Here is a 13,311-nt window from a genome sequence, read left to right on the forward strand (position 1 = left end):
CAAAGAGGCCCCCAAATATATTCTACGCCGCTTTTTAATCGCTTCCCGCTTGCCGTGCGGCGTACAATTGGCGTTGAAAACCGTGGAAGGTTGAACGGATCGCGCCGACTGGCCCAAGCAGGTTAATCGCGTCAGCGGGGCTTCCGTATTTGAGTTGAAGCAGTTCAGGCAATTTAGCCCCGTCCAATTCGCTTTCGCCAACCAGCACATATTGAGCAAGCACGAAATCCAGAAACTCGCGTTGGCGCGGATCGCAATGAGAAAGGATTGCCTCTCGCTTATCTTGGACGCGTTCGGCTCGCTTCAAAGGTGCCCGCAGAAATGCGATGTAGGCCAGCACATCGAACAGGTCGCTGTCATTTGCGTCAACCGCCTTACGAATGGCCTCTAGCTGTTCGCCAGCGAAGCCCCGTTCCGCTAGGCCCTCGATCAGCCTCGCGCGCGTATCCGGTTGCCCCCAAAGGGCGCGCAACTCGTCTTCATCCTTGAACAATTCCGGCAGCTTCCCAAACAGCGCTTCGATGAACTGCTGAACGGAAATTGGCTTGCCATCCTCGCCCCAGAAAGTGGTCGCGCTGATATGCTGGAAAGTGCGCTCTTTGCCATCGGCTAGGGTGATGCGCAGCTTGGTTTTCGGCCCATCCTCTGGCCCGTTGGTGGGCGGTTCTGGTTGAGTGGGTGGCTCTGGCCTATTTCGACCTTCTTTTGGCGGCTCTGGGGCCAGCGGTTCGCCATCCCATTCGGGGTCGTGGAAGTGTTCGTAGGCCTTCACGAAATCCAGAATCGTGAAATAGTCCTTGCCGTCAAACAGGCGGGTGCCTCGACCGATAATCTGCTTAAACTCGATCATCGAGTTAACCGGGCGCATCAGCACGATATTGCGAATGTTGCGCGCATCCACACCGGTTGAAAGCTTTTGCGAGGTGGTCAGGATCGTGGGGATGGTCTTGTCATTATCCTGAAAAGTGCGCAGCCATTGTTCGCCAGCCGCGCCATCTTCTGCGGTCACTCGCACACAGTAATTCGGGTTGGCGCTGGTTTTCACCTGATTGATCAGATCGCGGATCAAACCGGCATGTTCTTGGGTGGCGCAGAAAACCAGCGTCTTTTCGCGCTGATCGATCATGCCCATGAAGGTTTTGACGCGGTAAGCCTCGCGCTCGCGGATTTCGATTGTCCGGTTGAAATCGCTCTCGGTGTAGCGCTTGCCCGTTTCCACCTCGCCCTCGATAACCTTGTCATCGCTGGTATAGACATACTCGTCTATCGTGGTGCCAATCTGGCGAACCTTGAATGGGGTCAGATAGCCGTCATTGATCCCCTCTTTAAGGGAATAGGTGTAAACCGGCGCACCGAAATAGCGGTAGGTGTCGGCATTGTTGGCGCGCTTGGGTGTGGCGGTCAGGCCGATTTGCACGGCTGGCGCGAAATATTCCAGAATTGCCCGCCATTCGCTTTCATCCTTGGCCCCGCCGCGATGGCATTCATCGATGATGATGCAGTCGAAAAAGTCGGGGGGATAGTCGCCGAAATAGGGCGTCGGATTGCCTTCTTCATCGCGCCCGCTGGTGAAGGTCTGAAAGATGGTGAAGAAGATGCTGGCATTCTTGGGCACCGCGCCCTTTTTGCGGATTTCGCCGGGGGTGATGCGGGCAAGGGCGGCATCTTCAAAGGCGCCGAAACTGTTATAGGCCTGATCGGCGAGAATGTTGCGGTCGGCCAGAAACAGGATGCGCGGGCGCCTCGCCGGTTCGCCCTCGGCCTTCCAGTCGATCAGGTTCCAGCGCGCGTTAAACAGCTTCCATGCGATTTGAAAGGCGATGGCGGTCTTGCCCGTGCCGGTGGCAAGGGTCAGCAGCACGCGGTCGCGCCCTTCGCTGATCGCCTTTAAAACCGCTTCGATGGCGTTGTGCTGATAATAGCGCGTTTCGAACTTCCCCCCTGCGGTTTCGTAGGGCACGGCGGCGAAGCGGTCGCGCCATGCGTTGGCGCTGGCAAAGGTGGTGTCCCACAATTCCTGCGGGGTGGGGAAGGCATCGACAAGGCTTTCCGCCCCGGTCTGCATATCGATGCGGTAAATCTCTTTGCCATTGGTGGCATAGGCAAAGCGGGTTTGCAGGCGGCTGGCATAATCCTTGGCCTGCGCCACGCCCTCGGTATAGCTTTTGGTGGCGGCCTTGGCTTCCACGCTGGCCAGCTTGGTGTTGCGATAGACCAGCACATAATCGCAGGACAGGCCGCGCGCCCGCTTGCCGCGCCCCATGATCCGGCCCGGTGCAATCACCTCGCGCCGTGTCCGACTTTCCGCCACCACGCCCCAGCCAGCCGCGCGCAGAGCAGGGTCGATCAGTTCGGCGCGGGTTTCGGCTTCATTCATGCCAGAGCGAGTTCCGGTTTGGCGGTGAGTTCGCCGGTGAAGGCGCGGTGAAGAAGGGATTGTTTGAGTAAGGCAAGTTTCACAAGCTGAGAAGCTTGCACATCGTAAAGCAATTCTGTTTCCTCCCAAAGATTTGAAAGATATTCAGCCATAGCCAATTGATCATTTCGTGATCTCGGAAATCTGACAACCACATCACCAATTTTTGTGGGCGAAGTATGGCGCACCTTTTGTCCGTTGCCAGTTCGGTGCACCTCATCGCGCAAGTGGCAGGTGTTGAACACGTGGAAGAAAAATTCATTCTCCCACTCAATATCTGGCTTGGGCTGAACAAGCCCTAACCGCTGATTGTGAAGAAACACGCCATCGAACGGCACGATAATCGGGCGACCAAGAAGGCCAGCGGCTTGCTCGGTCATCGCGACGAGCAAATCGCCGCCTTTTAAAACAAAATCCTCTGGCACAGGGCCGTCGTAAAATTTCTGCTTTTGCCCCCGGTCACGATAACCGCCAGACTCAAAGAAATTGCCGGGGGTCAGAAGAATGTGATCGCCGTTCTCGCTGAAATATTCGCTCTTGAAGGCGAAGCCATGCTTGATGGTGCAAAGCTCGGACAGGGGGCTTTCCAGCCAATCGCTAGGAGGCTGGCGCAGCAGTTGTTCGCGCCGGGCGGCAAACAACTCCCGCGCATTGGCGAGGTTTTTTTCGGCGTTGGTGGTGGCTTGGGCGATGGCGGCGAAGGCCTCATCCAGCACCGCCACAATCCGCCGCTGCTCTTCGAGCGGGGGCAGGGGGACGTTAATCGCCTTGTAGGCATTGAAATCAAGGTTGCGGATACCCGTTGAATGGCTTTGCATCCCTTCGGTCATGCCGCTCACATAGCACCAATCGAGAAAGCGGGTCAGGTATTGAGGTTCAACCTCATTTCGGTCGATAATTCGCGCCGCAGAAGTAAAATTGCTGAACGAAAAATTTCCGCCAGTTTTGTCGAAGTATGCGACTCTTCCGACCGCTTGCTTGGGGCCGCCGCCAGATTTTTCAATGATGATATCGCCGGGAAGCAATTTGCGTTTTGTAAGTTGCTTCGTTTCGACTTCCAGCAAAGCTACATCACTGTCATCCAGTCGCCCGTGAGGACGAAAATTAGTGTTTCGAAATACAATCGCTTGTTCGAATGGTGGTTTCTTGCCAGTCCAAAGCCCATTCAAAAATGTGCAAACCTCGCCAAGAGGCTTCGTGGGCCAACCGCTCACAGCAATTCCCTCACACGCACCAAAATCTCGGCACTCTCGGCATCCAGAGCGGCGATTTCGTCCAGAATTTCCTGCGGGCTACGCAGCGCCTCGGACTCTGGCGCGTTGGGGTTGCGCAAGGTCAGATCGCATGTGGCTGGATCGATACTGTCCGCCGCGATGGTCCAGCTATTCGGGCCATCGGCAAAGCTGGCTTGGCGCTCGATAAAGTCCACCATATCGGCATCATTGAGCGCGCTGGTCTTGCCCATGCTGCGGCCCGGATCGAGCCGGTAATACCAGATATTGCGTGTGGCCTCGCCCTTTTCAAAGAACAGCACCACGGTCTTGACGCCCGCCCCCTGAAAGGTGCCTTGCGGCATATCCAGCACGGTATGCAGGTTGCAGCTTTCCAGCAATTCCCGGCGCAGCGCCACGCTGGCATTATCGGTGTTGCTCAAAAAGGTGTTCTTGATCACCACCGCCGCCGCGCCGCCCGCGCGCAGGCTTTTGATGAAATGCTGCAAAAACAGATAGGCCGTTTCGCCGGTCTTAATCGGAAAGTTTTGCTGGATTTCGGGCCGCTCCTTCCCGCCAAAAGGCGGGTTGGCCAGGATCACATCAAAGCGGTCCTTTTCCTGAATATCCAGAATGTTTTCCGAGAGCGTGTTGGTGTGCACGATGTTGGGCGCATCGATCCCGTGCAGGATCATGTTCATCGTGCCAATCACATAGGCAAGGCTCTTCTTCTCCTTGCCGTAAAAGGTCCGGCTTTGCAGCGTGGCGCGCTCTTCCGTCGTCTTGGCCTGCGGGCGCAGGAAATCATAAGCCTCGCACAAGAAGCCGCAGGAGCCAGCCGCGCCATCATAAATCTTTTCGCCAATGCGCGGGTTGATCACGCGGATCATGGCGCGGATCAGCGGGCGCGGGGTGTAATACTCGCCCCCATTGCGCCCCGCATTGCCCATCTTGCGGATTTTGGCTTCATAGAGTTCGGACAGTTCGTGCTTTTGATCCTGCGAACGAAATGACAGTTCATCAATCGCGTCCAGTGCATCGCGCAGGGAATAGCCGCTGGTGAACTTGTTGCGGATTTCGCCGAAAATCTCGCCAATCTTGTATTCGATGGTGTCGGCGCTGGTGGCGCGGGCCTTGAAGCCTTCCAGATAGGGGAAAAGTTCACGGTTGACGTAATCGATCAGGTCCGGCCCGGTCAGCGCCTTGTTGTGATCTATCTTGCCATCGGCCCCTTTGGGCGCGGCCCAGCGGCCCCAGCGGTGCGCGGCATCGATAATGTGCACATAGGGCTGGCCTCTCAACTCGGCTTCGATGGCCCGGTCGCCTTCCAGATCATCGAGATATTTCAGGAACAGCAGCCAGCTTGTCTGTTCGGTGTAATCCAGTTCCGTAGTGCAGCCCGCCTCTTGGCGCAGGACATTTTCGAGCGTGTTGAAAGTTTGTTCGAACATGGCGAATGCTTAGCAGCGGCGTGTAGAATTCTACAAGCGACACTATGCAACCTTGCCGCGAATCTTGGCCACCAATGCGGCCACATCGGGGTCGTTCAAGAAATCAGCGGAGGTGGAGCGCTCGCCAGCCGATTTGATCAAATCCCCCTGCCGATGCGCGGGCACGGTGCCATAGCTGGTAAAGGTGGTCATCACATCGGCATGGCCAAGGTTCTGGCTCCACGCCTTCATCGCTTCGGGCGAGAGGTTCAGCTTCATGGCGTGATGCACAAGCATATCGCGGAAACTGTGCGGGTTGAATGCGGGCAGGCCAGCCGCCTCAAAAGCGCGCTTGAAGATTTCGCGGATGGGTTGCGTTGTAGCCCAGCCATGGCGGTTGAGGCCCTGCGCCACAAAGCCGCCGCACTCGCCCAGCCCCATGCGGGTTGAGGGAAAGAGCGGATCGGCTGGCCCCCAAAGATGGTCGCGGCGCAGTTCTTCTATCCAATCCTGCAAGATGGCCAGAGCATCGCCGCCAATGGGCATAAACCATGTGGGAAAGGTCTTGCCGAATTTGGTGTTCACGGTGCGCGCATCCTGATGCACGACGCCAGCCGCCAGATCGATATGCTCCAGCCTGAAACTGGCCAGCGCGGCAACACGCGCGCCGGTCAGGGCGGTGAAGGCCACCAGCGCGCGGTCGCGCCGCTCCAGCACGGTCACGGTGGGCATGGTGGCCAGAACGCGGTGCAGCTGATCGAGCGTCGGCACCTTCTTCTCGCGGCGGGCACGGGCAATCGCGGTGTCTTTGTCGCTCAGGTTGAAATAGTCGGCGTCATCATAGCGGATATGGGTTTTGTATCCGGGCAGATGGGCAAGCCAGAAGAAGAAGCCGCGCAGATCGCGCAGCGTGGCCAGCACAGTCGCCTTGCTCAACCTTTCACCCGTGCGCATGTTGTGGGTCTCTGCCAGCCGCCTCTTGAAGGCCACCGCCATTTCGCGGTTGAAGCGCTTGAAGTCTCGGCCCCGCGTGGCCTCTTCAAACCGAGCCAACGATTTGGCCACGCCATCGACAGTGGCGTCATCGCGGCCCTTTGCCTCCTGCAAATAGCGGAAATAATCGCGCTTGATCCGCTCGTTTGCGCCATTGTGTTTCACCATGATCAGTTCTGCCTTTCCTTGTCACAATTCGGGGAAGGGGAAGCACGCCCCTTTAGGCGTATCTGGCCTTGCGTGATTTGGACGGTGCAACCGGGCATGATCCGCCCCAAATCGGCGCGGCGGGCGCGGCGGTGCATCACAGTTTCGCAGGTTCCGCAGATCGCCCGCAAGTTGCCGCCGCTTTCCGTGATCGGCACGAAATCGACCATGCCCAGCGCAGGCTTGCGCGGCTCCCTGCACCGCAGGCAATAGAGCGTGCCGGGAGGGCAAGGGCTTTTGCGGCTGGCCTTGGCTTTGGCCAGAAAAGCGCGAATGGTGGCCCCGCGAAAGAGCGTGGGGCGGCTGCTATCAACAGGCTCCAGCCCCTTGGCCTGCCAATGGCGGATGGTGTTTTTGTGGACACCACAACACAAGGCAAGTTCGGACACGCTATAACTGCGGTGCAGCTTTACCCGCTGCGGATTGGCCCGACGCGCGGGCATGGGATTAACCCTGCCCCTCAATCAAGCGACGGATCGATTCCGCTTTAACCAAGGTACGACGGCCCAGCTTGAAAACCTCCAAGCGGCCATCGGCAATCATGGCATAAACCGAGGTGCGGCCCAGACTCAGGGCCTTGGCGGTGTCATTGATCGAATAGGCGAAACGTTCCATGCGTCATGCTCCTGCAATGCCGGTGTGTGCCAGCGGATGCAGGGAAGCATCAGGGATGCTTGGCGGTTAGTCGGATGATAAAGCCGAAATAAGGCCTGCAATTGGCGACAAGGGAATTTCAGGCCTCTTTCCGCACTTCGTTCCAAATGCGATTTGCGTAGGGCCGCACGGTACTTTCCGAAGGCTCTTTGTCGCCATTTCTCAGGTGGACGATAAAGGCCAGTTCAATCTCGGCTTGGGTTTGGGGTTGAAGGTCGCCGCGATATAGTTGCCCCCAGATCGCGGTTACGGCAGCCTCCCAATCATAGGTTGGCTTGCGCCCGCGCTTTGCAGGCTCATTTTCTTCGTTCGTGGCATCAGGCTCGGTTGCGGCTTCCTTCAATTGTTGGCCCAAGAGCATGGCTTCCACGTCAAGAATGTCGCTTACGCTAAATTCTACGCCAGAAATCTGAACCTTCTTGTATTGTGACCCAACATTTCCTGAACCTGAAAACCTGCCACGCTCCCAATTCAAAACAGGTTCGCCCATGGATAGACAGTTGGTCCAAAACCATGCGGGAATGGCGCAATTTTCCCGATTATCGTGATCAGCGCCGTGCCGTCTTGGCGTTTCAATGTGGATAGACGCGCAATTAGCAGCGATCATGCCTGCTCGACAACACCGCAGAATTTCATCTTGGATTTCCTGCTTGGTCCGGCTTGTCGTTCTCACTAATTCCTGTACGCATCGCGCCGCCGGTGCAGAAACGCCGCTTAACTTGGTGGGCTTCTCGATGATCATCGGTTCTGGGGCTGGTAACATCGCCCTGATTTCTTGTTCACGAAATTCGACGCCATAAGCGCGGCAAAATATCGTCTCGTGAACCCATGTCTCAAAATCGCCGGTCTGCCAGTTTTGGGTCAAGGCTTCATGGCCGCGCGCCCACCAGAACCCCTCTGGGACGTCAACATCGTGGTTTCGTTGGTTGCCGGAAACCAGCAACCTTGCTCTGGCAGATATAAGCCCGTCATTGGCCCGGCTACAAATGAGATAACCAACCGCCGTCATGCCAGCATCTTCAAGCATTCGATAGGCAAGTGTGGCGCTGATCCAGCTTTCAGACATTGTCCAAAATTAGCGGATCAGCGGCCAGCCGCAAGCGTAGGCGGTCAATCATGCACAGAAATTGGAATCTGTGCCGACTGTGGGAAACGAATGACCTCGGCCCCCTTGCGCAGTTGATCGAGGTAATCGCTCCACCATTGGGCCATTTCCACGCGCTCCTGCCAATGCGCGCCGCGATGATAAGCAGCGCGAACGCTGTCGCTGTCGGAATGGGCCAGCGCGCGTTCGATGGCATCGGGCGAGAATTTGCCGCTTTCATTGAGCAAGGTGGACGCCATTGAGCGGAAGCCGTGCGCGGTCATTTCGTCCTTGGAATAGCCCAGCCGCCGCAAACCGGCGTTGATGGTGTTTTCGCTCATCGGGCGGGCATTGGTTCGCACGCTTGGGAAAACATAGCCCTTCGCACCTGTCAGCCCCGCAGCCTCACGCAGCAGAGCTACTGCTTGCCGCGACAGCGGCACATGATGGGGCTTTCGCATTTTCATCTTTTCGGCGGGGATGATCCAGAGCGCCTTTTCCAGATCGATTTCGTTCCATTCGGCTTGCCGCAATTCGCCGGGGCGCACGAAAACATGCGGGGCCAGTTGCAAAGCCAGCCGCGTCATCCCGCCGCCTTCATAGCCATCTATCGCGCGCAGAAGTTTGCCCGTGCCCTCGGCATCGGTGATGGCAGCGTAGTGCTTCACCTTGGGCGTGGTGATGGCCCCGCGCAGATCGCGGGTCGGGTCTGAAGTCAGGCGGGCGGTTGCCACGGCATATCTGAAAATGCGGCTGGCCAGTTGCAAGAGGCGGTTGGCGGTTTCGTGCTTCCCCTGCTTTTCAAAAACGCGCAGCACGGCCAGCACATCAGATGCGGTGATTTCGCCAACCGGCAGGCGACCAAGCGCAGGGGTGAGGCGCGACAGGTAATAGTCAGCCTTGCCGCTGGTGCTGCCTGAAAGGCCTTCGCGCTTGCGCTTGCCCAGATACTCTTGCCCGATTTCGGCAAAGGTGTTGGCGGCGGCGACTTGCGCGCGGTGTTTGGCCAGTTGCTTTTCGCGCGAGGGGTCTTTGCCAGCCGCCATCTGTTCGCGCGCTTCATCGCGCCGCTTGCGCGCCTCGGCCAAGCTGATTTCGGGATAGCTGCCAATAGACAGCTTCTTTTCGCGGCCATCGATTCGGAATTTCAGCCGCCAAAGTTTGCCGCCTGCGGGCGTCACCAGCAGATAAAGGCCACCGCTGTCGGCCAGTTTATATTCCTTTTCGCGCGGCTTGGCATTTCGGGCGGCGGTGTCGGTCAAAGCCATAGTGGGGGCCTTTCAAAAGCCCCCAGATGAAAAGGCCCCAAAGAGGCCCCCAATCTGGGGTGGCTGCGGGCGAACATGGGCGAACGTCAGCAGCGTCGAAGGCTTCATATTTGGCAGATTTCTGGGGTTTTTGCAATCATTCGCGGGTGTTGGCGAATGGGTAAATGGTGCCGGCTGAGGGGATCGAACCCCCGACCTTCGGTTTACAAAACCGCTGCACTACCGCTGTGCTAAGCCGGCCCAGAATGCGCGCCGTCTTTGGCGCGACAGCCCCATAGCCTCAAAGCGCGCCGAAGGTCCAGCCCTCGGTTTGTGCAATTTTATCATTCATCATCGCGGGCCGCCATAATTCGCCGCGATGGGCATGCCCGCGCAGCCATGCCGCCGTGATCAGCGCATCGGCGGCGTGGTCGGTGATCGTTTCGGGCCAGGCGCTGAATGCGCCGATCCGACAGCCCAGCGCAGCCAGCGCATCGGTTAGCGCCGCGCCGTCGCGGATCTTGCTGGCGCGGGCGCGGCGTCCGGCGGCGATGGCCGCGATGGTGGTATAGATTTCGACCACCACTTTGCCGCCCGGCGTGATCGCATCCATCGGCCAGACGGCGATGTCGCGCGGCAGACGGTGTAGCAGGCGCATGCCCGAAAGCGATCCCTTGCCCACCTGCGCCGCGCCGACGAGGTTGAAATTGCTGGTGGGGCTGCATCCGATGGCGGCCTGCGCGGCCTCGGTCACGCGGAAGCGGCCGCGCCCGCCGCCGAACAGGTCACCCTCGCGCCCCGCCTCATGCTTTGTTCGGGGGCGGCGGAAATGCCGGGCGATGTCGGGGTGATCGACAAAGCTGGCGACGCCCAGATGCGGATCATCGGCGCAGATTGCCTCGACCATGGCCCAAAGACTGCGCGCATCGGGCGGGCTGTCGGCCCAGCCGGGAAAGAAGGCTCCCGCATCGGCAAAGGGCAGCGACTGGCCCAGATCAAAGCCGAAGATCGTTTGCGGCGGCGCCTCATCAACCAGCCATTCCAGCACCTCGCGGCGCGACCAGACATGGCCGGGGCGGATCAGACGGGGCGCATCATCATCGGCCGCCATCATCGCCACGGCAATGCCGCGATGGCGCTCTCCGGCCGCGCCGGACCAGTCGATGGCGGCGAAATGGGTAAAGCGCGGCGTCACCCGGCCCGCTCGCGCCGCTTGCGGTCCCACCATTCCAGACGCTTGAGGATCTCGCGCTCGAAACCGCGCTCGACCGGGCGATAGAATTGCTGGGGCGCCATGCCTTCGGGCCAGTAATTCGCGCCGGAAAAAGCGTCCGGCGCGTCATGGTCATAGGCGTAATCCGCGCCATAGCCGATGTCTTTCATCAGCTTGGTCGGCGCGTTCAGGATATTGGCGGGGGGCATCAGCGATCCTGTGGCGCGGGCCGAGGCCGCCGCTTCTTTCCAGCCCTTGTAGGCCGCATTGGATTTGGGCGCGCTGGCAAGGTAAAGACAGGCCTGCGCGATGGCCAGTTCACCTTCCGGGCTGCCGAGGAATTCAAAGGCATCCTTGGCGGCCAAACATTGCTGGAGCGCCATCGGGTCGGCAAGGCCGATGTCTTCCGAGGCCATGCGGACAAGGCGGCGCAGCAGATACATCGGGTCTTCACCCGCCGTCAGCATCCGCGCCAGATAATAAAGCGCGGCCTGCGGATCGGACCCGCGCACCGATTTATGCAGCGCGGAAATCAGATTGTAATGGCCGTCGCGGTCCTTGTCATAAACGGCCACGCGGCGTTGCAGGAATTGCCCCAATTCAGCCGGATCAAGCGGGGCGGCGATCTGGGCATTGTAGAGCGTCTCGGCCTGGCCCAGCAGAAAGCGGCCATCACCATCCGCGCTGGCGATCAAGGCCTCGCGCGCAGGGGGCGTCAGGGGCAGGGACACGCCCTCGGCCTCCTCGGCGCGGGCCAGCAGATGGGCCAGAGCTTCGGGCGAGAGGCGGTGCAGGATCAGCACCTGCGCGCGGCTTAGCAAAGCGGCGTTGAGGGCGAAGGAAGGGTTCTCCGTCGTCGCGCCCACCAGCGTCACCACGCCTTGTTCGACATAAGGCAGAAAGCCGTCCTGTTGGGCGCGATTGAAACGATGGATTTCGTCCACAAACAACAGCGTCCGCCGACCCGACAGCGCCAGCGCGCCCTCGGCCTCGGCAAACATGCGTTTGAGATCCGCGACGCCGGAAAACACCGCGCTGATCGCCGCGTAACGCATGCCCACGGCGGCGGCCAGCAGGCGCGCGATGCTGGTCTTGCCGGTGCCGGGCGGGCCCCACAGGATCATGCTCGACAGGCTGCCCGCCGCCACCATTCGCCCGATTGCGCCGTTCGGCCCGGTCAGATGCTCCTGCCCGATCACCTCGCTCAATTCCGTCGGGCGCAGGCGTTCGGCCAAGGGAATTGCGCCTGCCGGGATGGCGCGGGGTGTTGGCGCGGGTTCGTCGGCGGCGAAAAGGTCGGGCATGAGGGGTATGTAGGGAGGAATGAGGGGAAAAGGAAGGTTTGCCCTAGGCAGGTGGAGGAAGATGCCTCCGGCGGGCAAAGGGCGGGGGCCCTTTGCAATCCCGTTATGGGGTGGTGGGTGGTTTGCGGCGTGGTGCAGATGGGATGATGATAAAAGCCTGCGGCGCAAGCAAATGGGCGCCGCAGGCTTTAAAATTTCAAACGCCGCGTCCGACACCAAACGTCGAACCTTTGACGCAAACGCAGACAGTAACGGGAGCGCGAGGGTCTAGACCCTCGCATCATCCTTTTTACTTCCCCACCCTAGCCTTCTGCCGGATCAACCGCAGATAAGTATCCGCAACAGACTGATTGATCCGATCCCACGAAAAATCCCGGCTGCGCGCCTCGCCCGCGGCGCCATGGGCGGCGCGCAGGGCGGCGTCCTCGATATAGCCGCGCACGGCCTGAGCAAAGGCGTGGACATGGCCGGGGCGGATCAGGCGGCCCGAATGGCCGTTGTCGACCAGGCTTTCCGATCCGGTCGCCTCGGCGCAGACAACAGGCAGCGAGCAGGCCATGGCCTCCAGCGTGACATTGCCGAAGGTTTCGGTGATCGAGGGGAAGAACAGGATGTCCATGCTGGCCACCGCGCGGCCAAGGTCGGTCCCGGCCTGATAACCGGCAAAGACTGCATTGGCGGGCAGGCGGTTTTCGAACCATTCACGCGCCGGGCCATCGCCCACGATCAGCACCCGGTGCGGCACCCCGCGCGCCACTAGTTGGTCGATCGTGTCGGCAAAGACATCGAGCCCCTTTTCCATGACGAGGCGGCTGAACAGGCCCACGACCACTTCGTGATCCTCGATGCCAAGGCTGCGCCGCCATGCCATATCGCGGCGCGATGCGTCGAAGATATGGCGATCGACGCCCCGGCTCCACAGCGAGATGTCGTAATTCATCCGCTGTTCGCGCAGCACCTGCGCCATGGATTCCGAAGGCGCCACCAGCCCGTCGCAGCGGCGGTAGAACCGGCGCAGGATGGCCGTCAGGATCGGTTCGACCCATGCCAGATTGTAATAGCGCGGATAGGTGTCAAAGCGCGTATGCACGCTGCCCAGTACGGGCAATCCGCGCGCGCGCGCCCATGTCACGGCGCGGTGGGCCGAAGGGTCGGGGCTGGAGACATGGACGATATTGGGGGCAAAAGCCTCAAGATCGCGGCGCACCGCGCGCGGCAGGCCGGTGGCCACGCGATATTCGGTGCGACCGGGAATGGCGAAACTGGGCAGGCTGATCAGATCGCCGGCGGGTTCGAAAGCGGGCGCATCGACGGTGGGCGAATAGACCCGCACCTGCGCGCCCTGCGCCAGAAGATAGCCGACCAGACGGTTGAGCGCCTTGTTCGCGCCATCGGTGACCATGTTGTAATTGCCGCTGAACAGGGCAACGCGCAGATCACTGGTTTTGGAAGGGAGTGTCATCGAGGGCGCCATAGCGAAGCCTGTACCTTTTGGCGAGAGGCTGCGCGGTGTGGGGCAAAAACGGGCGGCCATGAACAAAAAGGGCGCATG

At 59.8% G+C, this 13,311-nt stretch carries 11 protein-coding genes and 1 tRNA gene; all 12 read right to left on the minus strand.

The window, feature by feature from the left end:
* Nucleotides 1–34 precede the first annotated feature (34 nt).
* The 12 genes from hsdR to PQ457_RS03890 all read right to left on the minus strand — a co-directional run bounded on the left by hsdR (nt 35) and on the right by PQ457_RS03890 (nt 13,221).
* Nucleotides 35–2,377 carry an EcoAI/FtnUII family type I restriction enzme subunit R gene (gene hsdR, locus PQ457_RS03835; protein WP_273618458.1) on the minus strand — a complete coding sequence of 781 codons (2,343 nt, stop codon included), beginning with the start codon at nt 2,375–2,377 and terminating at the stop codon, nt 35–37.
* Entirely contained in the window at nt 2,374–3,630 is a 1,257-nt protein-coding gene (locus PQ457_RS03840; RefSeq protein ID WP_273618459.1) for a restriction endonuclease subunit S, read from the minus strand. The genes hsdR and PQ457_RS03840 overlap by 4 nt, the downstream gene beginning before the upstream one ends.
* Nucleotides 3,627–5,078: a class I SAM-dependent DNA methyltransferase gene (locus PQ457_RS03845; protein WP_273618460.1), complete on the minus strand. Its 1,452-nt coding sequence runs from the start codon at nt 5,076–5,078 to the stop codon at nt 3,627–3,629. Before PQ457_RS03845 ends, PQ457_RS03840 begins: the two co-directional genes overlap by 4 nt.
* Nucleotides 5,079–5,120: 42 nt before the next feature.
* Nucleotides 5,121–6,218, minus strand: a complete 1,098-nt coding sequence (locus tag PQ457_RS03850) for a tyrosine-type recombinase/integrase (RefSeq protein WP_273618461.1) — start codon at nt 6,216–6,218, stop codon at nt 5,121–5,123.
* A gap of 2 nt (nt 6,219–6,220) precedes the next feature.
* Nucleotides 6,221–6,700 (minus strand): MerR family transcriptional regulator, encoded by a 480-nt coding sequence (locus PQ457_RS03855; protein ID WP_273618462.1) that lies wholly within the window; start codon nt 6,698–6,700, stop codon nt 6,221–6,223.
* Nucleotides 6,701–6,704: 4 nt separating this feature from the next.
* The gene (locus PQ457_RS03860; RefSeq protein ID WP_273618463.1) at nt 6,705–6,872 is read right to left on the minus strand and encodes a helix-turn-helix domain-containing protein; all 168 of its coding nucleotides are present in this window, start codon (nt 6,870–6,872) and stop codon (nt 6,705–6,707) included.
* A 118-nt stretch (nt 6,873–6,990) separates the two neighbouring features.
* Nucleotides 6,991–7,977: a hypothetical protein gene (locus PQ457_RS03865; protein ID WP_273618464.1), complete on the minus strand. Its 987-nt coding sequence runs from the start codon at nt 7,975–7,977 to the stop codon at nt 6,991–6,993.
* Between the two features lie 44 nt (nt 7,978–8,021).
* Nucleotides 8,022–9,263: a tyrosine-type recombinase/integrase gene (locus PQ457_RS03870; RefSeq protein ID WP_273618465.1), complete on the minus strand. Its 1,242-nt coding sequence runs from the start codon at nt 9,261–9,263 to the stop codon at nt 8,022–8,024.
* 165 nt (nt 9,264–9,428) lie between these two features.
* A tRNA-Thr gene (locus tag PQ457_RS03875) sits at nt 9,429–9,503 on the minus strand.
* 40 nt (nt 9,504–9,543) lie between these two features.
* Nucleotides 9,544–10,470, minus strand: coding sequence for a hypothetical protein (locus PQ457_RS03880; protein WP_273618466.1), 927 nt, complete (start codon nt 10,468–10,470; stop codon nt 9,544–9,546).
* Nucleotides 10,434–11,759, minus strand: a complete 1,326-nt coding sequence (locus tag PQ457_RS03885) for a replication-associated recombination protein A (protein WP_273618467.1) — start codon at nt 11,757–11,759, stop codon at nt 10,434–10,436. The genes PQ457_RS03880 and PQ457_RS03885 overlap by 37 nt, the downstream gene beginning before the upstream one ends.
* Nucleotides 11,760–12,048: 289 nt before the next feature.
* Nucleotides 12,049–13,221 carry a glycosyltransferase family 4 protein gene (locus PQ457_RS03890; RefSeq protein ID WP_273618468.1) on the minus strand — a complete coding sequence of 391 codons (1,173 nt, stop codon included), beginning with the start codon at nt 13,219–13,221 and terminating at the stop codon, nt 12,049–12,051.
* Nucleotides 13,222–13,311 lie beyond the last annotated feature (90 nt).

Source organism: Novosphingobium humi (assembly GCF_028607105.1).
Lineage (GTDB): Bacteria > Pseudomonadota > Alphaproteobacteria > Sphingomonadales > Sphingomonadaceae > Novosphingobium > Novosphingobium humi.